General features: G+C 68.3%; 20 protein-coding genes. 6 read left to right on the top strand and 14 right to left on the bottom strand.

The genetic code is table 11. The features are described 5' to 3' along the window. On the top strand, positions 1-438 hold the full coding sequence (locus tag NT132_RS12985) for an Hsp20/alpha crystallin family protein (RefSeq protein WP_297789711.1): 438 nt from the start codon (positions 1-3) through the stop codon (positions 436-438). Positions 439-494: 56 nt separating this feature from the next. On the opposite strand, the gene NT132_RS12980 is transcribed toward NT132_RS12985, so the two are convergent. Next, positions 495-926, bottom strand: coding sequence for a MarR family transcriptional regulator (locus NT132_RS12980; protein ID WP_297789708.1), 432 nt, complete (start codon positions 924-926; stop codon positions 495-497). Between the two features lie 40 nt (positions 927-966). Between NT132_RS12980 and NT132_RS12975 the strand changes: the two genes are divergently transcribed. The 3 genes from NT132_RS12975 (at position 967) to zapE (ending at position 5,295) form a co-directional block, all read left to right on the top strand. Further along, positions 967-2,760, top strand: coding sequence for a DUF2207 domain-containing protein (locus NT132_RS12975; RefSeq protein WP_297789705.1), 1,794 nt, complete (start codon positions 967-969; stop codon positions 2,758-2,760). Between the two features lie 83 nt (positions 2,761-2,843). Further along, the gene (locus NT132_RS12970) at positions 2,844-4,124 is read left to right on the top strand and encodes a nitrate/nitrite transporter (protein ID WP_297789702.1); all 1,281 of its coding nucleotides are present in this window, start codon (positions 2,844-2,846) and stop codon (positions 4,122-4,124) included. 157 nt (positions 4,125-4,281) lie between these two features. Further along, positions 4,282-5,295, top strand: a complete 1,014-nt coding sequence (zapE, locus tag NT132_RS12965; RefSeq protein WP_297789699.1) for a cell division protein ZapE — start codon at positions 4,282-4,284, stop codon at positions 5,293-5,295. Between the two features lie 78 nt (positions 5,296-5,373). On the opposite strand, the gene NT132_RS12960 is transcribed toward zapE, so the two are convergent. Genes NT132_RS12960 through NT132_RS12950 form a run of 3 tightly spaced genes read right to left on the bottom strand, consistent with a single transcriptional unit; the run spans position 5,374 to position 8,377 of the window. Further along, complete coding sequence (locus NT132_RS12960) at positions 5,374-6,195, bottom strand: carbohydrate ABC transporter permease (protein ID WP_297789696.1); 822 nt, start codon at positions 6,193-6,195, stop codon at positions 5,374-5,376. After that, entirely contained in the window at positions 6,192-7,139 is a 948-nt protein-coding gene (locus tag NT132_RS12955) for a carbohydrate ABC transporter permease (RefSeq protein ID WP_297789693.1), read from the bottom strand. The genes NT132_RS12960 and NT132_RS12955 overlap by 4 nt, the downstream gene beginning before the upstream one ends. Then, positions 7,139-8,377: an extracellular solute-binding protein gene (locus NT132_RS12950; protein ID WP_297789689.1), complete on the bottom strand. Its 1,239-nt coding sequence runs from the start codon at positions 8,375-8,377 to the stop codon at positions 7,139-7,141. The genes NT132_RS12955 and NT132_RS12950 overlap by 1 nt, the downstream gene beginning before the upstream one ends. Positions 8,378-8,590: 213 nt before the next feature. On the opposite strand from NT132_RS12950, the gene NT132_RS12945 reads away from it, so the two are divergent. Then, positions 8,591-9,652, top strand: coding sequence for a nucleoside hydrolase (locus NT132_RS12945; protein WP_297789686.1), 1,062 nt, complete (start codon positions 8,591-8,593; stop codon positions 9,650-9,652). 3 nt (positions 9,653-9,655) lie between these two features. Here NT132_RS12945 and NT132_RS12940 read toward each other — a convergent pair whose 3' ends face one another. The 6 genes from NT132_RS12940 to NT132_RS12915 all read right to left on the bottom strand — a co-directional run bounded on the left by NT132_RS12940 (position 9,656) and on the right by NT132_RS12915 (position 18,857). Further along, on the bottom strand, positions 9,656-10,912 hold the full coding sequence (locus NT132_RS12940) for an amidohydrolase family protein (protein WP_297789682.1): 1,257 nt from the start codon (positions 10,910-10,912) through the stop codon (positions 9,656-9,658). Further along, positions 10,909-12,171: an adenosylhomocysteinase gene (locus NT132_RS12935; RefSeq protein ID WP_297789679.1), complete on the bottom strand. Its 1,263-nt coding sequence runs from the start codon at positions 12,169-12,171 to the stop codon at positions 10,909-10,911. The genes NT132_RS12940 and NT132_RS12935 overlap by 4 nt, the downstream gene beginning before the upstream one ends. Further along, positions 12,168-12,920 (bottom strand): hypothetical protein, encoded by a 753-nt coding sequence (locus tag NT132_RS12930; protein WP_297789676.1) that lies wholly within the window; start codon positions 12,918-12,920, stop codon positions 12,168-12,170. Before NT132_RS12930 ends, NT132_RS12935 begins: the two co-directional genes overlap by 4 nt. 627 nt (positions 12,921-13,547) lie before the next feature. Then, positions 13,548-13,904: a hypothetical protein gene (locus NT132_RS12925; protein WP_297789673.1), complete on the bottom strand. Its 357-nt coding sequence runs from the start codon at positions 13,902-13,904 to the stop codon at positions 13,548-13,550. A 148-nt stretch (positions 13,905-14,052) separates the two neighbouring features. After that, positions 14,053-15,729 carry an MDR family MFS transporter gene (locus NT132_RS12920; RefSeq protein WP_297789670.1) on the bottom strand — a complete coding sequence of 559 codons (1,677 nt, stop codon included), beginning with the start codon at positions 15,727-15,729 and terminating at the stop codon, positions 14,053-14,055. Continuing rightward, positions 15,726-18,857 carry an efflux RND transporter permease subunit gene (locus NT132_RS12915; RefSeq protein ID WP_297789668.1) on the bottom strand — a complete coding sequence of 1,044 codons (3,132 nt, stop codon included), beginning with the start codon at positions 18,855-18,857 and terminating at the stop codon, positions 15,726-15,728. Before NT132_RS12915 ends, NT132_RS12920 begins: the two co-directional genes overlap by 4 nt. Before the next feature lie 113 nt (positions 18,858-18,970). On the opposite strand from NT132_RS12915, the gene NT132_RS12910 reads away from it, so the two are divergent. Next, positions 18,971-19,447 (top strand): MarR family transcriptional regulator, encoded by a 477-nt coding sequence (locus tag NT132_RS12910; RefSeq protein WP_297789665.1) that lies wholly within the window; start codon positions 18,971-18,973, stop codon positions 19,445-19,447. A gap of 238 nt (positions 19,448-19,685) precedes the next feature. Here the strand turns inward: NT132_RS12910 and galK are convergent, their stop codons facing one another. The 4 genes from galK to NT132_RS12890 are packed head-to-tail and all read right to left on the bottom strand — an operon-like array spanning position 19,686 to position 24,731. After that, a complete protein-coding gene (gene galK / locus NT132_RS12905) occupies positions 19,686-20,891 on the bottom strand; it encodes a galactokinase (RefSeq protein WP_297789662.1) in 1,206 nt (401 codons plus the stop codon). Continuing rightward, entirely contained in the window at positions 20,888-22,000 is a 1,113-nt protein-coding gene (galT, locus tag NT132_RS12900; RefSeq protein ID WP_297789659.1) for a galactose-1-phosphate uridylyltransferase, read from the bottom strand. The genes galK and galT overlap by 4 nt, the downstream gene beginning before the upstream one ends. After that, positions 21,997-22,974, bottom strand: a complete 978-nt coding sequence (gene galE / locus NT132_RS12895) for a UDP-glucose 4-epimerase GalE (RefSeq protein ID WP_297789657.1) — start codon at positions 22,972-22,974, stop codon at positions 21,997-21,999. Before galE ends, galT begins: the two co-directional genes overlap by 4 nt. Further along, positions 22,974-24,731 (bottom strand): beta-galactosidase family protein, encoded by a 1,758-nt coding sequence (locus NT132_RS12890; RefSeq protein WP_297789653.1) that lies wholly within the window; start codon positions 24,729-24,731, stop codon positions 22,974-22,976. Before NT132_RS12890 ends, galE begins: the two co-directional genes overlap by 1 nt. Positions 24,732-24,735: the final 4 nt, after the last annotated feature.

The raw sequence follows: 24,735 nt of genomic DNA, 5'->3' as shown, positions 1-24,735 counted from the left end.
ATGGCCACTTACGATCCGCTCCGTGACCTGGAGCGACTGGCGAACACCTTCTTCGACGGAGGACGCCGTGGCCCCCGGCAGATGCCGATGGACCTTTATCGGGACGGCGACCACTACGTCCTGACCGCCGACCTGCCGGGGATCGACCCGGGGTCGGTCGACGTCGACGTCGACGGTCAGCTGCTCACCATCCGTGCCGAGCGCACGCTGCCGGCGGGGGAGGGCGTGACCTGGATCACCCGGGAACGCACCGCCGGCACCTACCTGCGGCAGCTCAGCCTGGGTCAGGGCCTCGACACGGAGAACATCTCCGCCAGCTACCGCAACGGCGTGCTCAGCGTCACCATCCCGGTCAGCGAGAAGGCCAAGCCCCGCAAGGTGCAGGTCATGACCGAGGGCGACGCCCCCGCGATGGAGATCACCGAGGCGAACGCGTAACCGTCCGCCCGCCAGAACACCCCGGCCGACGCGGCCGGGGTGTTCCCGTCTCCGGGTCAGCAGTCCGGGCGGAGCCGTGCGGTGAGGTCGAGGAGCGTCCGAAGCTCGGCGTCGTCGAGCTTCGACATCCGTGCCGCGATCGATCGACCGTGTTCCATCGCGATCTGCCGGAACGCCCGTGCGCCCTCCTCGGTCGCCCGCACCAGCGCGCCACGGCCGTCATCCGGGTCGGCGCACTTGGTGACATAGCCGCGCGCGACCATGCGGTCGACCAGGCGCGACACGCTCGGCTGACTGATCAGCATGTTCCGGGTCACATCGCGAAGCCGCGCGGTCATCTCCGGCGACCGCGTCACCGTCAGCAGCACGTCGTACTCCGCCTGCGAGAGGCCGGAGTCACCGAAGTCCTGGCTGATCAGCGCGAAGATCTCGTGCTGGGCACGGAACAGGCTCTCCCAGGCGTCGATGGCGAGGCGGCGGTCCGTCATGCCTCTTAGCGTACGCGGCGCCACCCCGTAGCCTGGCGGAATGCGGAGGATATGGCGGCGCGTCCTGGCCGGTCTGTGGGTTCTCGGGGCGGTCATCGGGCTCGCCGCCTGCACCGCGGAGGTCAGCTTCGACGATGACAGCCGCCCGGTCTCGACCGACGTGGACGACTTCACGTTCCGGAGCCTCGACGTGGTCTATGACCTGAGCCGGGCAGAGGACGGCACGAGTCGGCTCCGGGTGACCGAGACCTTCGTCGCCGAGTTTCCGGAGTACGACCAGAACCACGGCATGCGCCGCGTCATCCCCGACACCTACAACGGGCAGCCGCTGTTCCCCGAGCTGGTCTCGATCACGGATGCGGACGGCCGCCCTCGCGCCCAAGAGGCGGAGGGCGACGACGGCGTGTACGCGATGACGTCCCGCGCCGACGGGTTCGTCCACGGCGAGCAGACCTACGTCTTCACCTACGAGCTACAGAACGTCACCTGGAACTTCGCCGACACCGGCGTCGACGAGTTCTACTGGGACGTCAACGGGGTCGATTGGGCGCAGTCGTTCGGCCGGATCACCGCCACCCTCCGCGTGGCCCCCGACCTCACGGACGCCCTCACGGGCGACCAGGCGTGTTACGTCGGCGCCCAGGGTTCCGAGGAGGCCTGCGAGATCGCCGCCACGGACGACGGGGCGACGGCACAGGCGACCGACCTGCCGCCGTACGAGACCATGACGGTCGCCGTCGGCTTCCGCCGTGGCACGTTCGCCGCCTTCGACAGCCGTTACCTGGCGTCGGGATGGTCCTGGATGCAGCTGTCGGGGACAGTGCTCGTGCTGGTCGCGCTGGCGTGGACCATCGGCGTGCGCGCGCGCACCCTGCGGAACGCCCCGGGGCGTCCCACGATCATCGCCGAGTACACGCCGCCGGCCATCGATGCGCTGGAGAGCGCGGTGTTCCTCGGCAGATCCACCAAGGCCATCCCCGCCGAGGTGCTGGAGCAGGCCGTGGCCGGCAGCATCCGTATCGAGGAGGGGCCGCGCTCGATCTTCGGCCGCATGACCCTCCGCGCCGTGCTCATCGATCCCGCCCGTGCCGACGCCGACGGTCGGTTGCTGCTGGACGGCCTCTTCGGACCCGACGCGCCCGCGGGGGCGGAGTTCACGTTCGGGACCACTGACAGCGCCCTCGCCGCGGCCTCACGGCAGATCCTCGTCGAAGCGGCCGGAGCGCTCGCCGCCCGCGGCTTCTACCGGACAGTGCCCCGGCGCGTGCGGGCGTGGCCAGGGCTGCTGCTCGTCGTCGGAGCGGTGCTCGCCGTCGGCGGCGGCATCCTCACGATCGAAAGCGGAGCGGACGCCGGCATCGCCATCCTGTTGCTCCTGCTTCCGATCCCGGCGCTGGTCGTCTTCTTCATCCTCATCGGCCACAAGCCGCTGTCCGCGGCCGGAGCGGAGCTCCGCGACCATCTGCGGGGGCTGAAGGAGTTCATCCACTGGGCAGAGGCCGACCGCATCCGGATGCTGCAGTCGCCGCGGGGGGCGGAGCGGATCGACACCGGTGACGCATCGCAGTTGCTGCGGATCTACGAACCCCTGCTGCCGTACGCCGTGGTCTTCGGGCAGGAAAAGGAGTGGGCGGAGCGCCTCGCCGTGCTCTACGGCGACGGCGTATCGCCCACCTGGTACGTCGGCACCGCGGCGTTCACGGCGGCGTCGTTCACGTCGGGGATCGGGTCGCTGTCCACGAGTGCGGCGTCCTCGTCGAGCACCTCCGGCGGGTCCGGCGGTGGCGGATCCGCGGGCGGCGGAGGAGGCGGCGGCGGGGGCGGCGGCGTCTGAGGCCGCGCGCCCCGGAGTAGCATCGAGGGGATGCTTTCCCCCGCCTCTTCCTTCGGACTCGTCCTGCCCGGAGGTGGCTGCGCGTGACCGATTTCGGTGCGTCGACCGGCTCGATCCCGGTGATGTCGGCTCGGGTGCGCGGGGCGTTCCCCTGGGTCATCTGGGCGCTCGGATCGCTCACTTACCTCGTCGCGATCATCGGTCGGAGCTCGCTCGCCGGCGTCGGCACCGACGTTGCCGTGCGCTTCGACGCCGACTCCTCGACCCTGGCCCTGTTCGCCACTCTGCAGCTCGCGGTCTACGGCGCGATGCAGATCCCGGCCGGCCTCCTGCTCGACCGGTTCGGGTCGCGCGTGGTCGTCACTGCCGGGATGCTGGTCATGGCCGGCGGATCGGTGTGGCTCGCCTTCGCCCCCGACGCCGCATCCGCGATCCTCGCCCGGGTGCTCACGGGCGCGGGTGACGCCATGGTCTTCCCGAGCGTGCTGCGGCTGCTCACCCTCTGGTTCCCGGTGCGCCGGGTGCCGCTGCTGCAGCAGATCACGGCGCAGATCGGGCAGCTCGGCCAGATCCTCAGCGTCGCCGTCCTCGCCGCGGGCGTGCACGGCATCTCCTGGCCCGCCGCGTTCTGCGCCCTCGGTGCGGTGTTCGTCGTCTTCGCGGTCGTGAACGCGCTCGTCACCCGGGAACGCGTCGTCGTGCGCAGCGCGTCGGCCGCACCGGCGGCCCGGCAGAGTGCGCTCCTCGGCGAGGCGTTGCGTGAACCCGGCACCCGCCTGGCGTTCTGGGTGCACTTCGTCACCCCGTTCGCCGGCACGACGTTCGCGCTGCTGTGGGGTGTGCCGTTCCTCACCCACGGCGAGGGTATGTCGAGCGACGAGGCCAGCGTCATGTTCACCGTCTTCGTCCTCGGCGGCGTCGTCTTCGCCCCGCTCATGGGCGTGCTGTCGGGGTCGTACCCGCAGCGCCGGGTGACCGTCGCCGTCGGGTCGGTGATCGCGCAGGCCGTCGTGCTCGGTGCGGTGCTGCTCACCCCGGGTCCGGCACCGCTGTGGCTGCTCATCGTGTGGATGGTGTCGCTCTCCAGCGGCGGCGCCGCATCCATGATCGCGTTCGACATCACTCGCCGGCACAACCCGGTGCGACGGCTCTCGACCGCCACCGGGATCGTCAACATGGGCGGCTTCATCGCCGCGCTCATCGCGGTGTACCTCGTGGGCTTGGTGCTCGACCTGCAGGGCGCGGTCCCCGCCGCGTACCGCCTCGACGAACTGCGGTGGGCGTTCGCGTCGCTCTACCTGCTGTGGGCCGTCGGCCTCATCGGCATCGGCGTGGAGTCGTGGCGTCTGCGGCGGGCCGCGTGAGGTCGCCGCACACGCGTGGCGCTGCCGCGCCGGTCGCGCGTACCTCGCAGAATCGCGCAAACCTCGCAGGATTCGGCCGGAATCCTGCGAACTTCGTGCGATTCTGCGAACTTCGTGACGGCGGCGCGGGGGCCAGTGGCAGACGTAGGGTCGACGGGTGAGTTCCGCGCCTGCCCTCGACCCGGAGACGGATGCGGTGCCGTCACCGTGGCACCCGCTCAGCGTGGCGGCCGGGCCCGCGTTCCTCCGCCGCATCCGAGGGAGCGGTCTCGTGCTGGATGCGGCGCAACAGGCCGCCGTCGCCCGGCTCGCGGCACCTGCGGCGCGCGGCTACTACGTCTGGGGGCCGGTCGGCCGGGGTAAGACCGTGCTGGCCGAGCACTACCTGGCGGCGCTCGCGGACGTGCCGACGTTCCGCGTCCACTTCCACGGCTTCTTCCGCGAGCTGCAACGGCAGATCTTCGGCACCGGGGCCTCGCTGACCGCGGCGATCGCCGCCGCCGTCGGGTCGGCGCGGGTGGTCCTGTTCGATGAGTTCCACGTGCACGACGTCGCGGACGCGGTCTACCTCACGGCGGTGCTGCGCTGGCTGCGCGAGCACGACGTGCTGCTCATCGCCACCTCGAATTACGCGCCGGGGGAACTCCTGCCCGACCCGCTGCACCACCATCGGTTCCTGCCCGCGATCGCGCTGATCGAATCCGAGCTGACCGTGGTGCCCCTCGCCGAGGGCGTCGACTACCGGCGGGAGGTGGCCGCGGCGACCGGGTTCGCCGCGGGCACCTGGACGGTGACCGCTGACGCCGACGCGATACCGGAGACGGCGGGTGTCGCGCTCGACCCCGACGGGGTGGCGCTCCGCGCCGCCGCCGTCGACGGGGACGCCGCCGAGTTCAGCTTCGTAGAGCTCTGCGAGCGCCCGCTCGCGGCGCAGCAGTACCTCTGGCTCGCCGACCGGTTCCGCCGAATCACCATCCTCGGGATGCCCGACCCGGCGCTCGTCCGGCGGGAACCGCTCGCCCGGTTCGCCGTGCTCGTCGACATTCTGCACGACCGCGGCGCGACGCTTCACGTGACCGCATCCGGGTCCCCCGAGCGGATGCGGGAGGCGGCGCACCCGCCCCGCGACGTCGCCCGCGCTGTGAGCCGGCTGTCGCTGCTCCGCCGTTGACCCGTCCGCCCGAGGGGGCGCTCATGGCGACGTCGGTGCCTCGTGCACCCGCCGCGACTGTCCCCCCGCGCGAGAGGGTCAGCGAGAGCCGCCCGCGGCGATCCCGGCTTTCACATACCGCTGCGCGGCGAAGATCACGATCAGCGCGGGGACGCTGGCGATGAGGGATGCAGCCATCACCGAGGCCCACGTGTTGAACTGCGAGTTGGTCAGCGAGTAGATGAACACCGTCACCGGGTACATGTCGCCCTGGGTGACGAGCGTCAGGCCGAACAGCAGGTCGCCCCACGCGAACAGGAACGTGAACACCGCCGAGGTGATGATCGCGTTCCGGGACAGCGGCACCACGATCCGCAGGAAGCTCCCGAGCGGACCGAGCCCGTCGATCGTGGACGCCTCCACCACCTCGTGGTCCAGCCGCAGCATGAACGAGCGCATGAGGATCACGGCGAACGGGATGCCGGCGGTCGCGTTCGCGAGGATCAGCCCGAGGTACGTGTTGAGGATCCCCCAGGTGTTGAACATGGCGTAGAACGAGTTCGCCAGCACGATGCTCGGGATCATCTGCGCGAGCAGCAGCAGTACGAGCGACAGCGACACCGCCTTCGACCGCAGCCGGCTCAGCGCGTATGCGGCGGGCGTCGCGACGACGAGCGTCAGCAGCACCGAACCGAGCGAGACGATGAGGCTCACCCGGAGCCGCTCGAGCCCGCCGCTGGCGAACACGTCGTCATACCCGTCGAGGCTCGGGGATGTGGGCACCCACTGCACGGTCGCCGACGATGCGTCCGGCTGGAACGACGCCGACAGCATGAGGTAGATGGGGAAGAGGTAGACCACCAGGATCGCCACCGTCAGCAGCGTCCAGCCCCAGCCGCGGGGGCGTCGCCCGGCACTCATCGCTCCGCCTTCTCTCGACGGGTGGACAGCCAGGTGTACAGCGCCGCGAAGGCGAGGCTCAGCACGAGCAGCAGCATCCCGTACGCCCCTGCCTGACCGAACTCGAACACGTCGAACGCGGCCCGGTACGACAGCAGCCCGAGGGTGACCGTGGAGTTGGCCGGGCCGCCCGAGGTGAGGACGAGGACGAGGTCGACGATGAGCAGCGAGTACACGACGCTCATGACGACGAGCACGGAGATGACCGGCCAGATGTTCGGGATGACGATGTGGATGAGGCGTTGCCAGGGTCCGGCGCCGTCCAGCTGTGCGGCCTCGAGCTGCTCCTCCGGAACCTGCTTGAGGGCGGCGCCGAGGATCGTCGACCAGTAGGGCAGGCTGCCCCACACCGCGACGACGATGACGAAGGCGAGGGCGGTGTGGGGGTCGGCAAGCCACGCGTTGGTGGGAAGCCCGAGGGTGGCGAGCACCGCATTGAACGCACCGTCGCCGGAGAGCACCCACTTCCAGATGGTGGCGACGACGACGGAGGGCAACAGCCACGGGATGAGGATCAGCAGCGGCAGCCAGCGACTGCCGGGGAAGATGCGGGTGAACAGCAGCGCGAGCGCGAGGCCCAGCACGAGTTCGGCGGACACGGAGATCACCGTGATGACAAGGGTGTTGACGATCGCGGTGCCGAGCAGCGGGGACTGGAAGATCGTGACGAAGTTGTCGACCCCGACGAACGGCGCCTCACCGGTGAAGAACGTTCCGGTGGTGAAGTCGGTCGTGCTCATGAACACGCCGTAGCCGAGCGGGAAGAGGAAGAACAGGGCGAAGAACGCGATCGCCGGGATCAGGAACAGCCAGAGTTCCGCGTTCCGGCGCCGGGCCAGCGACAGCCGAAACCGGCCGGGGGTGGTTCCCCCCGGCCGGTCGGTCGCCACGGTGGGCGAGGTCATTACTGGGCCTGTGCGGCCTTCTCGAGGGCATCGGCAGCGCTGGTGCCGTTGACCGCCGCGTCCTGGATCGCGTCGATGTAGACCTGCTGCAGCGAGTTCCACTCGGTGCCGAGCTCCGCGGCGTTGTAGCCGTTCGGCACCGCGTCGACGAAGGATGCGGCCGCGGGGACCTCGGCGACGAACGCCTCCTGTGCGCTGGTCAGTGCGGGGATGTAGCCGCCCTGCACCGCGGTGTCGAGCTGGTTCTCTTCGGAGGCGCGGCACTCGATCAGTGCGGCGGCCGCCTGCTGGTGGGCGGTGTCTGCCGCGGCCGAGACGCCGTAGCCGTAGCCGAGCAGGCCGACCTTGCTCTCCTCGTCGGCGGTCAGCGTCGGGATGGGTGCGGTGCCGTATTCGAACGGGATGCTGGTGTCGACGAGGTTCCACGGGCCGGAGACCTGAATCGCAGCCTTCTGGCCGAGCCACTGGTCGGTGACGTCCCAGCCCCAGTTCACGAACTCCTTGGAGAGGCCACCCTCGGCGACCAGCTGCTGGTACAGCTCCACGGCCGCCACGGCGCCGTCGCTGGTGGGGTCGGCCGGGTCGCCGCCCGCGCTGAGGAGGAACGGCAGGAAGTACGCGGCGGTCGAGCCGTCGCCGGAGACGCCCGGTAGCGCAATGCCGTACTCGCCGGTGGCGGCGATCGCGGCCGCATCCGCGACGAGCTCGTCGAAAGTGGTCGGGGGAGCGTCGATGCCGGCGGCGGCGAAGGCGGCGGTGTCGTAGAACAGCACGTAGTTCTCGACCTGTGTCGGCAGGGCGTACAGCGTGCCGTCGAAGCGGCCGAGGTCGGCGACGTTCTCCGCGATGCCGTCTGTGCTCACCCCGAGGGCGTCGAGATCGCCGAGCACACCCTGCTCGGCGAGAAGCGACACCTGGGTGTCGGTGCTCAGCAGCGAGATGTCGGGGAGGGACTTCGAGCTCGAGGCCTGCAGCAGCCTCGAGGTGTACTCACCGGTGATCGTCTGCACGTCGACGGTGATACCGAGCTCGTCGGCGCACTCCTCGAAGTACTCCTTCTGCAGCGTCTGGTACGGGTCGAAGTCGATGTTGTTCCACACCGTCAGCTCGACCCCCTCGAAGCCGCCCGCGGTGGACGAACCGGAGCCGCCGCCGGAACAGGCGGTGAGGGCCAGCGCCGCGACGGCGCCGAGGGCGGGGACGACGACGCGCAGGGTGCGCTTCGCGGGAGTTGCCATGTGAGGGTCCATTTCTTCGCCGGGTCGGGAGGCCCGGGCGCCGGGTGCAGGGACGGCAGCAGCCATCGCTCCGAGTGTGTCGGGTCCCTTACCCGAGAGGCAACGAATGTGACAAGGCCGGAAACAGATGGAAACCTTCCGTAACACGGGGCGGTCAGGCTGGCGCCGCACCGCCAGGGTGGGTAGTGCACATCCGCCGAGAAGGAGCACCACATGGTCTCGCCCGCATCCGTCCCCGACCCCGCCGCGCAGTGGGTCGTCGTCGACACCGACACGGGCCTCGACGACGCCCATTCGCTGCTCTACCTGCTGGCGCAGCCGGATGTGGAGATCCTCGGGATCACGACCATCTACGGCAACACCCCGGTGGATCAGGCCGCGCGGAACGTCGCGACCGTGCTGCAGGTGGCCGGACGCGAGGACATCCCGGTGTATCCCGGCGAGGCGGCGCCGCTCGTGGGCGAGGCGCACATCGCCGACTTCGTGCACGGCACCGACGGTCTCGGCGACCGGTTCACCCGCCCCGAACCCACGCTGCAGGACGAGCCCGCCGCGGACTACCTCGTCCGTATCGCGAATGCGTACCCGGGGCAGGTGGACCTGCATCCGCTCGGTCCGCTGACGAACATCGCCCGTGCGCTGGAGCTCGACCCCGACCTGTTCCTGAAGTTCCGCTCGGTCGTGATCATGGGCGGCGGCGGACCCTACCCGGAAGCGGGGTATCCGGCGGTCACCGACGCGAACACCGACAACGACCGGGTCGCGGCGGAGCGCGTGTTCGGTGCCCGGAACAACGGCAACGTCGTCATGGTGGGGGTCAACGTGACCTCGCACGCGCTGCTCGACGAGCAGGTGCACACCGTGCTCGACGGCATCGGGACGCCGTGGGCGCAGTTCGCCGCCGACGTGCTGGATGCGTACAACGAGTTCTACCAGTACAAGTGGGGGCGCCGGATCTCGGCCGCCCACGATGGGCTGGCCTCGGTGATCCTCCACCGCCCGGAGATCGTCACCGGCTGGCTCGAGGGACCGGTGGACTTCACGCCCACGGCCGGCTCTCTCGCGACCCGCGTGGCACTGACCTCGGACGGGCTGCCGCTCGTCTTCGGCACCCCGGCGGGGCCCATCACCCGTGCGGTCACGTCGTTCGACCTCACCGAGTTCCGCCGCCGCTTCGTGAACGCGCTCGCGCACGGCGACGCCCGGCGCCCCCTCGACGCCCCCACCCGGGTGGCCCCGACGGGCTGGGCGAACGGACGCGCCGCGGGCGCCTGAGAATCAGGCGCGCCAGCGGACGCGCCCGGCCACGATCGTCGCGGTGGCGACCGCGGGACCCGACTCCACGAGTTCGGCGACCGCATCCACGGGCGTCCGCGCGGCGATCGGGAACACCGCGAGATCGGCGCGGCGCCCGGCGGTGAGGGTGCCCGCGTCGTCGAGCCCGAGGGCGACAGCGCCGCCCCGGGTCGCGGCGGCGAAGAGCCGCTCGTGCAGATCGGCGGCCCGGTACCCCTGGGCGCGGGAGAGCCGGTGCAGCTCGGCCACGTCCGCCAGCAGGCTCAGGGACGGCGACGAGGACAGCGAGTCGGTGCCGACCGCGATGACGTTGCCCTCGCGCAGATAGTCGGCGACCGGCGGCGGGTCGAGCCCGATGACCGCGTTGGAGCGGGGGCACAGCGCCACCACCACGCCGCGCTCGCGCAGGATGCGGCGGTCGTCCGCATCCACGTAGATCCCGTGCGCGAGATGGGTGGCGGGGGAGAGCGATCCCAGGTCGTCGAGATAGCCGATGACGCTCCGTCCGGAGCCGTTCCCCCGGAGCAGGGCGAAGTCGGTGCGCTCGAGCTGCCGCCAGGTGTCCGCCAGTTCGCCCGTGCCGGTGCGGACGTAGGCGTCCTCCCACGCGGATTCGGCGGCATGGATGTGCTGCCGAACCCCGAGTTCCGCGGCGAGTCCGGCGAGATCGCGGAGCACGCCGGTGTCCAGCGAGTAGACCGCGTGCGGGGAGAGTCCCGCGGCGGGTGGTGAGGGGATGCGGCGGAGCTGCTCGAGCACGGTGTCGCGGCCACCGTGCGCCCAGGCCGCATCCGTCCAGCCCATGACCTCCCAGTAGACGACGCCGTGGAGCCCGGCCTCGTGCACGGCGGAGGCGGCGTCCGGGTCGGTGACGATCTCGGCCACCGCGGTCGCGCCGCCGCGAAGCGACAGCGCCGCTCCGGTGGAGGCCGACCCCAGCCAATCGTGCTCCTGCTCGTATAGCTCCTGGAACGCGTGCATCCACGTCTCGAAGCCGCTGTGCTCGGCCTGGCCCACCTCGGCCATCGAGGTGTACTGCAGGTGGGTGTGGGCGTTGACGAGCCCAGGGACGAGCGCACCGTCCCATTCGTGCCGCGCGGCATCCGGGTGCGCCGCCGCGAGTTCGTCGTGCGGCCCGACGGCGAGGATGCGGCCGGCGCGCACCGCAACCGCGCCGTCGACGATCGCGGGCGCATCGACCGGGAGGACGATCGGTGCGCGGTGCAGCTCCACGGTCACGCGTGGTCCTCCCCGTCGCGCGGCTGCCACGAGCCGAGGAACGACAGCTGCTGCGCCGACAGTACGTCTGTCGCGCCGCCGAACGAGGCGAGCGCGTGGGCCGCGACCCGGTCGTCCGCCTCGCGCGGGAGCAGGTGAACCCGCGGTTCCAGGGTGTCGCGATGCGTCAGCAGGTGGTCGACGGCCGCGAGCTGCACACCGAAGGACAGGTCCATGATCTCGATCGGGTTCCCCTCGGCTGCGCTCACGTTGATGCAGTACCCGTCGTCGAGGATGCGGACGGTGCCGCCCGTCGGGGTCCGCCAGGTCGAGACCTTCCCGACGCGGGAGACCTCCGTCGCCCCGGCGGCCACCGCATCCGTCAGCGCGATCTCCTGGTCGACGCCGCCGCCGACAGCGACCGCCGCTCCTTCGGGGAGCAGGGCGAGATGCTCCACCGTGACCGTGCCGGCGATGCCGGTGGCGGAGATGAGCAGATCCGCGGTGCGGACGGCATCCGACAGCGGTGCCACCGCATACCCGGCGAAGACCGCCTGGAGCGCCGCCACCGGATCGACGTCGGTGACGGTCACCCGGGCACCGAGCGCCGCGGCATGACGGGCGATGCCGGTGCCCACCCGACCGAACCCGGCCACCACGACGTGGCGGCCGAGGAGCGGCTCACCCAGCAGATCGGCGATCGCGAACACGACAGCCTGCCCGGTGCCGTGCGTGTTGTCGAACAGTGATTTGGTGCGGGCGTCGTTCGCTGCGACGACGGGGATGCGGAGCGCCCCCTGCCGCTCCATCTCGCGCAGCGGCCGGACGCCGCTGGTGGTCTGCTCGGTCGCGCCGGCCATGGCGGTGAGGACATCGGGGCGTGCGGTGTGGGCGAGGCGGATCGTGTACGAGCCATCGTCGATGATCACCTCGGGGCGGTGGTCGAGAAGCGCCAGCACGTTGTCGCGGTCCTCCGCATCGGTCGCGGCGGCGAACGCGTACACCGGGATGCCGGCGTGCACGAGGGCGGCGGCCACGGCGTCGTCGGTGTCCCGGCCCACGCACGAGACGGCGACCTCCGCCCCGGCCGCGGCGAGGGCGAGGGCGACGTTCGCGGTCTTCGGCTCGAGGACGTCGGACAGGGCGATGCGCACGCCCCGGACGATCCCGGATGCGGTGAGTTCTGCGGCCAGCGCCGCGGTTGCAGGCATGAATCCGCGTGCCCACTCGATGCGGTCGTGGCCCTCCCGCCAGCGGCTCGGGTCGGCGATCCGGCTCATACCTGCACCTCCCGGGCGAAGCGGGCGTCGAGATCGGCTGCGTCACTGGCTGGATCGGCTGCGTCACGGGATGGAGCCGTATCGGCTGACAGCCGGCTGAGGAGGAGGAACGCGTCGGCCGCGCGGCGCTCGAGGTCGGTCGCGTCGGCCTCCGGCCACAGGCTCGGCGACGCGACGATCCAGCCCGCGCCATGCCGTACGACCCCGGCGCGTATCGGCTCTCCCGCGGCCGAGGTGACCAGGGCGCCGCCGAGGAAGGACGCGTCGATCGCGGTCGCGGCGATGCCGGCGGGGTCGAAGGGGGTGTGACCCTCGCCCGTGGCCACCAGGTGTTCCGCGGGGGCAGCGGCGACCGCATCCCTTCCGACGACGGCGCGTCCGCGGATGCGGGCGCGGAGTGCGGCGGCGGGAGAGTCGGTGGCGAGGGTCACGCGCGCGCCGAGCCGGGTGAGGGCGTCGGCGATCGCGTCGGCGAGCACGCCGTCGCCGAGAACCGACACGCGGGTGCCGGCCAGGACCCGGTTCGTGCGTGCGGATAGGGCGCGCACGATCTGTTGGGCGCGGAGGTGCGCGACGAGGTCCGCGAAGGCGGGCACCGCGAGCGGGTCGGCCGCATCCGGGTGGAACGCGATGTCGAGGCCCGCATGCTCACCCAGCGCGGCGGGCAGCGGGGGGAGCGACGCGCGCCACCGCACGGTCGTCGGCGGGATGCGGTCGGGCGCGGCGGCAGGGATCGGCTCGGGTGGCACAGCATGACGCTAGAGCGCGGGCCCGCTCGCCCGCCACTCCGCCGCGATACTTCGCCATACAAGGGGTCTCGGGTGCGGAAACCAAGAAGAGCCGGGCGGGGAGGCTTCCGACCGGCTCTTGTCCCTTGCACCAGAGATTTCCTGCAATCACATGCCGGTAGCTGCCACAGCAAAACAACTACCGTGCTGAGCACTCTATAACGGAAAGGTAACGGGCGGAAGGCTTCGCCGTTATCTTTTCGTGATTCATAGCAGATGCATCGGTTCCGCCGTGGCGCGGGCGCAGAGGCTCCGACGCGTCGTCGCCGTAACTGTCCGATTGCCAGAAACTTTGTCAGTGCTGCCAAGAACTTTGTCAGTAGCGCCAAAACCTTGTCCCCGGTGCCAAAAGTTTGTCAGTAGACCGGCGCGCCGCCCCGGGCCGGCGGATCAGAGTTCTACGTTCCGGAGTGAGCACCACACCGGCGAGGGCGCCGAAGAGCGCGAACGCCTGAGTGGCGAGGATCTTCCAGAAACGCCGGGTACGGATGTCGCGACGTACGGACTCCATCACAGGCCGAGCTGGGTGTACACGTGCTCTTTGTAGTAGTGCGGGCCCTTGGCGTCGCTGGACGCAAACCCGGGCGCCTAGTTGTCGAGCGCATACTTGATGATCGAGGGCTGGAACGACACTGACAGGGTGTAGTAGTCCGCCGCCAGCAGCGGGTCCGGAATGAAGTTGCGGTCGATGGTGCGGTCGCCGTCGAGGTTGGCGACCACGATGGGCAGGTCGAACTCCGCCATCACCTTCACCTCGTGGGCAAGGAACGAGGTGCCGTCGGACCCCTTCTTTTTAGCGTTAGCGCTGCCGAGGAGGACGATCTGCTTGGCGTTGCCGGCGCCCATGCGACGCTGCACGAGCTCTCCCGTCTGCTCGTCGATCGCCGCTCCAACTGTGGTGCGCGCGTGCACACCCAGCCCAACACTCGTACGCTCAATAGACACTGAGGCCTCCTTCACATATGTGGCACTACGAGCCGGCACACCCAGCCCGTAATCCACGGTCTATGCGACAGGAGGCCTCAGCTCAATACCCATAGCGTCTAGCGTGATTGCTGCGGTGAGTGACATGGACTTACAGTCCGGCGGCGGTCTACGGATTACCGACCCCCTGCGCGCTCCGATTGTCGACGACCTGGACCGTTCCTGTCCGAACGGCGAGCACCGGCTCCGCGGTCGGGTTGGCTCCGGTCGCGAGCGACTCGTCGAGGATCTGCTCGTTGAGCGACGGCTCCCCCTCGACACCCTCGAGGTGCGTCGCGAGGGGCTTCTCGACGACGAACATGAGCAGCACCGCAGCCACGAGTACGAGGGGCACCATGAGCAGGAAGACCGGCGTGAGGGCGTCGTTGTACGCGTTGATGATGACGGTGCGGATCTCGTCGGGAAGGGCTGCTACGATCGCCGGCGTGAGCGAGTTGAGGCCCGTGTCGCCGGTGCCACCCGCGGGCAACTCGGCCGCCAGGATGTCGGTCAGTCGCGCGACGAACAGGCTGCCGACGATCGCCGCGCCGAGCGATGAGCCGATCTGTCGGAAGAAGTTGTTCGAACTCGTTGCGGTGCCGACGATCGACTGAGGGAACGAGTTCTGCACGACCAGGACGAGGATCTGCATCGACATGCCGAGCCCGAGACCCATCACGGCGAGGTAAGCGCACATTATCCAGATCGCGGTCGATGCGGTCAGGGTCGACAGAAGGAATAGTCCCAGCGCTGTGACGAACATGCCGATGATCGGGATCAGCTTGTACTTTCCGGTGTGGGAGACGATCTGTCCCGAGCCGATCGATGAGATGAGCAGCGCGCCCATCATCGGGATCATCAGAAGGCCGGCCTGGGCGGCGCCCACTCCGGTGACCATCTGCAGGTACGTGGGCATGTATGCCAGCGCACCGAACATGGCGACACCGGTGATGAGGCCAGCGCCGGTCGTGAGATTGAAGTTGCGGTTCCTGAATAGGCCGAGCGGGATGACCGGCTCGACCGCACGGCTCTCGATGAACACGAAGAGGGTGGCGAACACGGCCGTGCCGACGACCAGTCCGATGATGATCGGGGAGTTCCAGTCGTAGGTGCTACCGCCCCAGGTGGTGAACAGCACCAGGCTGGTGGCCGCGAGGGCCAACACGATCATGCCGGCGAAGTCGATCCGCGGCTTGGCATACTCGCGCTTGGGAAGCTTGAGGAAGAAGATCGCCGAGACGATGGCGAGGACGCCGAGCGGGATGTTCATCCAGAACGCCCAGCGCCAGCCCGGTCCATCGGTGAAGTACCCGCCCAGCAGGGGCCCGGCAACGCTCGAGACGGCGAAGACCGCGCCCATGATGCCGTTGTAGCGGCCGCGCTGACGAGCGGGCACGACGTCGGCGATGATCGCCATCGCGAGGATCATCAGGCCGCCGCCGCCGAGACCCTGCACGGCGCGCCCGGCGATCAGGGTGGTCATGGAGTCGGCCAGCCCGCCCATGACGCTGCCGACGAGGAAGATCGAGATCGCGGCGACGAACAGCCACTTGCGCCCGACGAGGTCGCCGAGCTTGCCGTACACGGGCATGACGATGGTCGAGGCGAGGATGTATGCCGTGGTCACCCACAGCATGTGCTCCACGCCGTCGAGCTCGCCGACGATCGTCGGCAGCGCCGTGCTGAAGATCGTCTGATCCAGCGATGCGAGCAGCATCGCGACCATCAGCCCCGCGAAGACGAGCAACACGCTTCGCGTGGAGGGCCCGCTCGAGTCCTGCGCGGCCGGTGAGGATGCAGTGGTCATGTGGGTTCCTCTGTCGTGGTTTCTTGCACGGATGGATTCGCGCGTGTCAATGCTGGCCCTCCGATCGCCTCGGCGCCAGATAGCCGCTTCGCGCGCCGGCCCTCGAAGAGCTTGTAGAGCACGGGCACCAGGATCAGCGTGAGCAGCGTCGACGAGATGAGCCCGCCGATCACAACAATCGCGAGGTCCTGCGAGATGAATCCGCTTGACCCGGTGACACCGAAGGCCATAGGGGTGAGCGCGAAGATCGTGGCGAGCGCCGTCATGAGGATCGGACGCAAACGCTGCCTCGACCCATTGAAGACCGCGTCTTCCACGGACTGGCCGCGCTTGCGGTATTGATTCACGAGATCGATGAGCACGATCGCGTTGGTCACGACGATGCCGATCAGCATGAGCATGCCGATGAGCGCCGAGATGCCCAGCGGGCGGCCCGTGATCAGAAGAAGGCCGATCGCGCCTGTCGCGGCGAACGGGATCGATACGAGCAGCAAGAGAGGCTGGAGCAGTGAGCGGAATGTCGCCACGAGCAGAAGGAAGACGATGGCGATCGCGACGAGCATCGCAATGCCCAATTGCATGAATGTCTCGGTCTGGGTCTCGGCGAGCCCGCCGATCTCCGCGGTGACGCCGTCAGGCAGATCCAGATCCGTCAGGGTCGCCTCCACGGATGTCGTCACGGCGCCGAGCTCGCCCTCGGCTGGAGTCAGCGACACCGTGGCGACGCGCTCGCCGGCGTCGCGGCGGATCTGCGATGCGACGTCGACCTCTTCGACGGTCGCCACCGATTCCAGCGGGATGAATCCCGTCGCAGTCGGCAGCAGCATCGCGCTCAATTCGTCGACGGTCGCCGGCGCCACGCCGTTGTCGACGTAGATGCTGACGTCCTCGCCGTCGAGTGTGACGGCGCCGATCGCCTGCGGGGAGAGTGTCGCTGCGACGATCCCGAGCACCTGCACCTCGGTGAGGCCCTGCTCGAGCGCGGTGACACGGTCAACCGTCACCTGCACGATGGGCTGGGCCGGCGCCGCGTCGCTCGTGACCTCGGTCGTGTTCGGCGTGTCGGCGAGCGCTCGCAGAACATCATCCGCCGCCGCGGCGAGTTCTTCCTCGTCGGCCGCGGTGACACGAACGTCGACGGTGCCGCCGAGGCCGCCTGCGGCCGCCGGGTCTGCGAAGGCGATCTCGCTGTCGCCGCCGACGCCTTCGACGGCGTCCTGTACATCGGCCTTGATGGCGGCCTGATCGGCGCCGTCAAGGGTGTTGATGATGTAATTCGCTGTGGCTCCGCCTCCACCGAGCCCGGCGAGGCCGCCTCCGGAGCCGGCGGTCACCATGACGTCTTCGACTCCGTCGATTTCGTCGAGGGCGTCTTCGACCTCACGCGCACCCGCGACGATCGTCTCCAGATCGGTGCCGTCGGGGAACGTCTGTGTCATCGACAGCGTGCTCTGTCCAGTCGACCCGAGGAAGTCGACCTTGAGCAGCGGGACCATACCCAGGGTGATCACGAGCAGCAGTACCGACGCTATCAGAGTGATCACCGGATGGTTCTGCGTGCTCCGCAGCACCGGTGCGTAGACACGCTGCAGCCAGCCCTTGCGCTCCTTCTCCTCGGCAGCCACACGCACGACCTCGGGTGCCGCGACAACCTCGGGCTGGCGCAGGAACCAGTACGACAACACGGGAACGATCGTCAGCGCGACGAGAAGAGACGAGAGCATCGCGATCGTCACTGTGAGGGCGAACGGGGCGAAAAGCTCGCCGACCAACCCACCCACGAGGGCGATCGGGAGGAACACCGCGACGGTCGTGAGGGTCGATGACGTGATGGCGCCGGCGACCTCTCGTACGCCGTCGAGGATGGCGTTCACCTTGGACTCACCGTAGGAGAGATGCCGTTTGATGTTCTCGATCACGACGATCGAGTCGTCCACAACGCGTCCGATCGCGATCGTCAGCGCTCCGAGCGTGAGCATGTTCAGCGAATAGCCGCCAAGATTCAAACCGATGAAGGTCACGAGCACCGAGAGCGGGATCGAGATCGCCGTGACCAAGGTCGAACGCAGCGAGAGCAGGAAGATCAGTATCACGACGATCGCGAAGAGCAGCCCGAGAAGGCCCTCGATCGCGAGGTGCTGGATGGATTCCTCGATGAACGGAGCCTGGTTGAACATCACCGTCAGGTCGATGGCAGGCAGTTCCTCGCGCAGGTCGGTCAGAGCGTCTTCGACCGCGTGCGACACCGACACGACGTCGGCGTCCTGCGCGCCCGTGATGAGAATCGAAAGCGCTTCTGCGCCGTTGGCACGCGTGATGGAGGTCTGCTCTTCAGCGACGAGCTCAACGTCCGCGACGTCATCGATCGTCACGACTGTGCCGGGTTGCGTCGTGGAGGCGAGCGGGATCTCACCGAGCGTGGCGAGTGAAGTCACCGATTCGCCACCCTGGACCGGAAGGAGGGTGCCGTCCTCGCGGATGCTGCCCAGCGGCAGGGTCATTCCGTTCGCCTCGAGAGCTTGGCCGATCGCAGCGGGCGAGATTCCGTGCGCTGCGAGCTCAGCCGGGTCAGGCGAGATGACGATGCGCTGGGTCTCCGCGCCCGATACGGTCGCAGATCCGACGCCCTCGATTCCATCGAGCGCGGGAACCACGACATCCTCGACCTGCCGTGTCAGCTCCGACGGTTCGAGTGTCTCGGAGCCGGCCGTCAGGAACATGATGGGCAGCGCCGAGGTCGACAGGCTCAGCACTGTGGGGTCCGCATTCTCGGGCAGCGAGACCCCGGAGATCGCGTCATCCAGGGACCGACGGAACTCCGTGGGGTCGGTGCCGTATGCGTACGACACCGAGATCGTCGAGACGCTGCTGGAGCTGGTGGCGATGACCGACTCGACATTCGGGAGATCGTTCAGCGCCCTCGAGATCGGCACGCTCACCTGCTCGTCGACGACTTCGGGACTCGCGCCCGGGATCACAGTCACGATCTGCGACTGCGGCACTTCGATCGACGGGATGAGCTCCTGCTTGAGCTGCGTCATCGAGAAGAGGCCGAACGCGGCGATGATCAGCGTCATCAGCGCGACCAGCGATCGATTGGCCAGGCTGAACTTCGCCAGTCGGAACATGCTGTGGACCACTCCTCGAGATCGTCTCCGCTATTACTTAGCTCGAGGTGAAGCTTAGCATTCAGCTAACTTTCTGCCTAAACGCTTCCTGGAGACGAGTACGGTTGGCATTGATGTCAGAAGACCTGGACAAGCGCGCCGCACTGACGCGTGAGATCGCCGAAATGCAGGAAGCGCTCGAGACGCAGTCGATGCGCGGTTTTCTAGAGCCCCTCATGAACATGGATCTGACGATCCAACAACTGCGCGTGCTAATGATCCTTGTCGCAGAAGACGAGGGCGGAACCGGCCAGGCGGTCGCGAAATCGTTGGGTGTGTCCCTCGCTACCGTCTCGGGCATCGTCGATCGCCTCGAGACCCACGGCATGGTGGAGCGCGCCGTCGATCCTCGCGACCAGCGCGTTCGCCGGTTGCACGCCACGACGGCGGGTCGCAAGACCATTCGCGACCTGCTCGGCGCACAGAGCCAGGTGGGAACCGCCCCCCTCATGCTCCTCGACACCGATGACCTCCGCGCCCTGGCTCAAGGGATGCGAGCGATCCTGCGGGTGCGAATGCAGGCGCGGGCGCAGGCGCAGGCGGATTCATGACGGATAACGCCTCGCGCGCGTTGGTGCTCGGAGGTGGGGGACTGACCGGCATCACCTGGGAGACCGGCGTCCTCGGACTCGCATCTTGTCAGTAGTGCTACCTGACTGTCAGTAGCGCCATGTGTTGTGTTGTGTGTTCCCTTCCTTCTGTCCGGCTCCCGCGAACTAGTTACCTGCGAAATCGACAACGAACAGGGGAGGATCCAGGTGGGCTCCGCGAGTGACTATCGCGTCGTGCTTATGCGGTTGCTGCAGCATGTTCAATCGGGTCGATATCGTCACGAGTGGCTGCGCGCGATGGCGTCACTGTGAATGCCATCGGACCGCTGAATCTCCGTTTTGCGAAGGCATCCTGAACCGCCAGTTCGACCTCTAGCAGGAGTGCGTTGGGAATGAGCGCGATTGCGGCTCCGCCGAATCCTCCGCCGGTCATGCGCGCGCCGATGGCTCCGTGCGCTCGTGCAGTGTCGACGGCGAGATCGAGCTCGGGAGTGGAAATCTCGAAGTCGTCGCGCATGGATCGGTGGGAGGCGTCGAGCAGCGGTCCGATGGCGGTGGGCCCGTCCTTGCGGAGCACTCGGACCGTGTCGAGGACGCGCTGGTTCTCGGTGATTACGTGGCGCACGCGACGGAAGGTGACGTCGTCGAGCATGTCGTGAGCGCGGTCCAGGTCTGTGACGTCCAGGTCGCGCAAGGACGTCACACCCATCGCGACCGCGCCGGCCTCGCAGGATGCGCGACGGTCGGCGTATCCGCCGGTGGCGTGCGAGTGGGAGACCCGGGCGTCGATGACGAGGATGCTGAGTCCGGCCCCGGCGAGCCCGAGTGGGACCACTGCCGTTTCAAGGGACCGGCAGTCTAGGAAGACGGCAGAGTCTGCTTCTCCGAGGAGGGACGCGGACTGGTCCATGATTCCGGTGGGGGCGCCGACGACGTCGTTCTCCGCCAGCTGCCCCACTTGGGCGAGGGTCGGTCGTGGCAGGTTCAGGCCCCAGAGCTCGTTGAGGGCTACGGCGACGGCGCTCTCGATCGCCGCCGATGACGACAGGCCTGCGCCGACCGGCACGGTCGAGTCGATGACGAGGTCGACGCCGGGCACACTGGCGAGCTCGGCGCCGTTGCGGCCGAGGGCCCAGGCGACGCCGAGCGGATAGGCGCTCCAGCCGGTGAGTTGCCCGTCGATGCGGGCCGCATCGATCTCGGTCAGGCGCCACTCGGCGGGGGTGTCGTCGAACGTGCTGGCAACCCGGATGACTCCGTCGGTGCGCAGCCCGGCAGCGACCGTGGTCCGTCGGTCGATCGCGAAGGGCAGCACGAAGCCCTGGTTGTAGTCCGTGTGTTCGCCGATCAGATTGACCCGTCCGGGTGCCGACCACACACCGTCTGGCTCCCTTCCGGTGACGTGGGTGAAGCGTCCGCGAAGCTCACGAGTGGCATCGGTCATGCGCGTTCCATGGCCTTCCTGATGTTCTTCGCGGTGCTCTCGGGGGTGACGTCGGCGATCCAGGCACCCATCGCCGATTCGGAGCCGGCGAGATACTTGAGCTTGTCCGCCGCGCGGCGCGGTGAGGTGAGTTGGAGGTGGAGCCGGAAGGTGTCGCGGCCCCGGTGCACCGGGGCTTGGTGCCACGCGGCGATGTAGGGGGTATGCGAGTCGTAGAGGGCGTCGATGCCGCGCAGCAGCCGCAGGTAGAGGCCGGCGAGCTCGTCTCGTTCGGCGGTGGTGGTTCCCGCGAAGTCGGGAGTCTGGCGGTGTGGCAGCAGGTGTACCTCGATCGGCCAGCGTGCCGCGAATGGCACGAACGCGGTCCAATGTTCCCCGCTGAGAACGACCCGGTCCCCGGTGCGCTCGAAGTCGAGGATGCGCTGGAACAGGTCGGGGGTGGTCCGATGGATGGTCTCGAGGGTCTGCTGTGTCTTGGGAGTGATGTAGGGGTAGGCGTAGATCTGGCCGTGCGGGTGATGGAGGGTGACCCCGATCGCCTCGCCGCGGTTTTCGAACGGGATCACCTGCTGCACCCCCGGAAGTGCGGAGAGCGCTTCGGTCCGGTCGGCCCATGCCTCGATCACGGTGCGTGCCCGGCTGGGGGTCTGGGTGCCGAACGATCCCTCGTGCTCGGGGCTGAAGCAGACCACCTCGCAGCGGCCGATGGAGGTGCGGGTGCGCCCCAGGCCCAGCTCGGCCAGGTCGTCGAGACCGCGCGGGCTGTTCGGCACGCCCGCGAGGTCGGGTCCGAAGGACGGGGAGCGGTTCTCGAACACGGCCACGTCGTATCGTGCCGGGATCTCGGATGGGTTGCCGGGTGTCTGCGGTGCGAGCGGGTCCTGGTCGACCGGAGGAAGGAAGACCCGATTCTGCCGGGCTGCGGCGATCGAGACCCAGTCGCCTGTGAGCACGTCTTGCCGCATGGTCGCCGCCGGCGGTCGAGGGTCGAGTGTTCTGGCGTCGTGCGTCCGCTCGGGGCCGAGGGTGGTGTCGGCGTCGTCGAAGTAGATCAGCTCTCGCCCGTCGGCCAGGGCTGTGACTCGCTTGGCGATCCCGCCGGTGGTCATTGCGGTGTCTCCTTCTCTGCGCGAATCCGCGCCTCCCATGCGCTCCGTACCATCTCCTCCACAGAGTGTCGCATCCGCCAGTCGAGGTCGCGGGCGGCCAACTCGCCGCTCGCAACGATGCGGGGCGGGTCGCCGGGGCGTCGGGGTCCGATCATTGGTGTGAACGGGATGCCGGTGACCGTCGCGATGGCGGTCATGATCTCGGCGACGGAGAGCCCGTCGCCACTACCGAGGTTGTAGGCCGGTTCGATCGACTCTGCCGCCTCGAGACGGCGGGCGGCGGCGACATGCGCGGCCGCGATGTCCGACACGTGAACATAGTCGCGGACGTTCGTGCCGTCGGGGGTCGGGTAGTTGTCGCCGTTGATCTGCGGGGTTCGGCCGGAGACGAGAGCATCGAAGACGAGTGGGAAGAGGTTGTGCGGGCTGGTGTCGTGCACCGCCGGGTCGCCGGAACCGACCACGTTGAAGTAGCGCAGGGAGGTGTGCCGCAAGCCGGTGGCGATGCCTTGGTCGTGAAGCAGCCACTCGCCGATCAGCTTGGACTCGCCATAAGGGGATTGCGGGTCCTTCGGGGTGTTCTCGGTGACTTGCTCGATGTCCGGTGTTCCGTAGACGGCGGCGCTGGAGGAGAACACGACCTGGTCGATCCCGCAGCGGAGCATGGCCTCGAGGACGCTTATTGTCCCGGCCACGTTTTGCTGGTACGTGTGCAGCGGCCGCCGCACGGAGACTCCGGCATATTTGAAACCGGCGACGTGGATGACACCGGTGATGTGATGATCCTTCATCACTTGGGTCAAGGTGTCGGTGTGGAGGATCGTTGTGCGGACGAGCGGCACTCCGTCGGGGACGAAAGGCAGTAGCCCGCTGGACAGATCGTCAACGATGACAGCGCTCATGCCGGCGTTGATCAATGCCCGTACGACATGAGCGCCGATGTAACCGGCACCTCCGGTGACCAGCCAGGTCACTAGAAATCCTCGTGTCCGAGTAGCGGTGTCGCCGCGAAGACGGCTTCCTGCTGGGTGAGCACTTCAAGTTCGAGGATGACAAGCTCGTTCTGTCCGGAGCGTAGAACGGGTTCGGGGACATATAGGGTGCGTTGCGGGCCGCGTCGCCAGTACCGGCCGAGGGCGAAACCGTTGATCCAGGCAAAGCCCTTCCCCCAGTCACGGGTGTCCAAGAACAGGTCGCACGGCCTGATCAACTCGAACGTTCCGCGGGCGATGACCGGGCCGACGGCCAGGTCATCATGGTCGACTTCGATGGCCGGGACACGGTCGAGGTCGAGGGGGATGGCAGCCCATCCGATGATCAGTTCGTTGTCGAGCCGGCCTCCGCCGATGAGACCTTTGTGTTCGCCGATCCGGGGGCCGTAGTTCACCCGTCCCTGGTCTTCTACGATAATCACGAGCTCGCCGGTGCTGCGTGGCAGGACGATGGCCTGCTCATGCGCGTCGCGGGCGAGCACACCGACCGGTGCCCCATCGAGGAAGATCCACGCACGGTCGCGCACCTCGTCGAAGCTGAGCACTCCTGGGCCATTTCCGTGCAGAGTTGTGGTGAAAATGGCGATGCCACGGTCGTGCGCCAGGTCGTCGAAGGTGGGGAGAGCATCGTGACGGCTCGCGACGCCCAGGGAGCTGGCGAGCGGCAGAAGATTCGAACGGTGCGAGAGCGGGGTGCTGAACCCGCCGACTCGGCGCGGAGCGGAGGGAACCTCGTCGGGGATGGGGGCGTAGCGAGCGATGACATCCCGGAAGGCGAAGTACTTCTCAGTGGGGTTTCCCGCTTCATCCAGCGGAGCGTCGTAGTCGTAGGAGGTCGTGATGGCGGCATAGCGGCCTTTGTCATTGGCGCCGTTGGTGAGCCCGAAGTTGGTGCCGCCGTGGAACATGTAAAAGTTCACCGATCCGCCGACAGAGAGGATGGCGTCCAGGTCGCGGGCGGTCAGTTCGGGGTCGGTGGTGTGGTGGTGGGTGCCCCAGTCATCGAACCAGCCGTTCCAGAACTCCATGCACATCAGAGGCCCCGTGGGCTGATGCTTACGAAGGGTAGCCAGCCGTTCAGTGGCGCGGGAACCGAACGAGGCGGTCTTGTGCACACCGGGAATACTGCCGTCGATCAGCATCTGATCGACGGGCTGGTCGACGGTGGTGAGCGGCACAGTGATGCCGGCTTCACGGGTGACGCGGACCAGTTCGCTGAGGTATTGCTTGTCGGCGCCGTAGGCGCCGTACTCGTTCTCGATCTGGACCAGGATCACCGGGCCGCCGTCCTCAATCTGACGCGGAGCGATAATCTCATAGACCCGCTGAAGGTAGTCGGTGACAGCGGCTACATAGAGCGGTTCGAGGCGCCGCACACCGACCTGCTCGTCTCGGAAAAGCCAGGCGGGGAGCCCGCCGTTGTCCCATTCCGCGCAGATGTAGGGTCCGGGTCGCACGATGGCGTGCATTCCCTCCGCAGCAACTAAGTCCAGGAAGCGGCCGAGATCGAGACCACCCGTGATATTCCACTCGCCCTGGCTGGGCGCGTGCGCGTTCCAGGCCACGTAGGTTTCGATCGTGTTCAGTCCCATCAGGCGTGCCTTGTGAATCCGGTCTGCCCACTGCTCTGGGTGTACACGGAAGTAATGCAACGCGCCGGAGAGGATGCGGTGCGGCTGGCCGTCGAGCAGGAAATCCTGGTCGCCGATCTGGAAGGTGGGCAAGGTGTGCGGCTCCATCGTT

The organism is Microbacterium sp., assembly GCF_026393345.1.
GTDB lineage: Bacteria > Actinomycetota > Actinomycetes > Actinomycetales > Microbacteriaceae > Microbacterium.
Note: the sequence above shows the minus strand (reverse complement) of the source record. Positions and strands in the feature narration are given on the sequence as shown.

What these genes read in the sequence shown, in the direction of transcription:
- NT132_RS12985 (WP_297789711.1), top strand. Translation starts at nt 1, where the DNA reads ATGGCCACTTACGATCCGCTCCGTGACCTGGAGCGACTGGCGAACACC.
- NT132_RS12980 (WP_297789708.1), bottom strand. Translation starts at nt 926, where the DNA reads ATGACGGACCGCCGCCTCGCCATCGACGCCTGGGAGAGCCTGTTCCGT.
- NT132_RS12975 (WP_297789705.1), top strand. Translation starts at nt 967, where the DNA reads ATGCGGAGGATATGGCGGCGCGTCCTGGCCGGTCTGTGGGTTCTCGGG.
- NT132_RS12960 (WP_297789696.1), bottom strand. Translation starts at nt 6,195, where the DNA reads ATGAGTGCCGGGCGACGCCCCCGCGGCTGGGGCTGGACGCTGCTGACG.
- NT132_RS12955 (WP_297789693.1), bottom strand. Translation starts at nt 7,139, where the DNA reads ATGACCTCGCCCACCGTGGCGACCGACCGGCCGGGGGGAACCACCCCC.
- NT132_RS12950 (WP_297789689.1), bottom strand. Translation starts at nt 8,377, where the DNA reads ATGGCAACTCCCGCGAAGCGCACCCTGCGCGTCGTCGTCCCCGCCCTC.
- NT132_RS12945 (WP_297789686.1), top strand. Translation starts at nt 8,591, where the DNA reads ATGGTCTCGCCCGCATCCGTCCCCGACCCCGCCGCGCAGTGGGTCGTC.
- NT132_RS12935 (WP_297789679.1), bottom strand. Translation starts at nt 12,171, where the DNA reads ATGAGCCGGATCGCCGACCCGAGCCGCTGGCGGGAGGGCCACGACCGC.
- NT132_RS12920 (WP_297789670.1), bottom strand. Translation starts at nt 15,729, where the DNA reads ATGACCACTGCATCCTCACCGGCCGCGCAGGACTCGAGCGGGCCCTCC.
- NT132_RS12915 (WP_297789668.1), bottom strand. Translation starts at nt 18,857, where the DNA reads ATGTTCCGACTGGCGAAGTTCAGCCTGGCCAATCGATCGCTGGTCGCG.
- NT132_RS12910 (WP_297789665.1), top strand. Translation starts at nt 18,971, where the DNA reads ATGTCAGAAGACCTGGACAAGCGCGCCGCACTGACGCGTGAGATCGCC.
- galK (WP_297789662.1), bottom strand. Translation starts at nt 20,891, where the DNA reads ATGACCGATGCCACTCGTGAGCTTCGCGGACGCTTCACCCACGTCACC.
- galT (WP_297789659.1), bottom strand. Translation starts at nt 22,000, where the DNA reads ATGACCACCGGCGGGATCGCCAAGCGAGTCACAGCCCTGGCCGACGGG.
- NT132_RS12890 (WP_297789653.1), bottom strand. Translation starts at nt 24,731, where the DNA reads ATGGAGCCGCACACCTTGCCCACCTTCCAGATCGGCGACCAGGATTTC.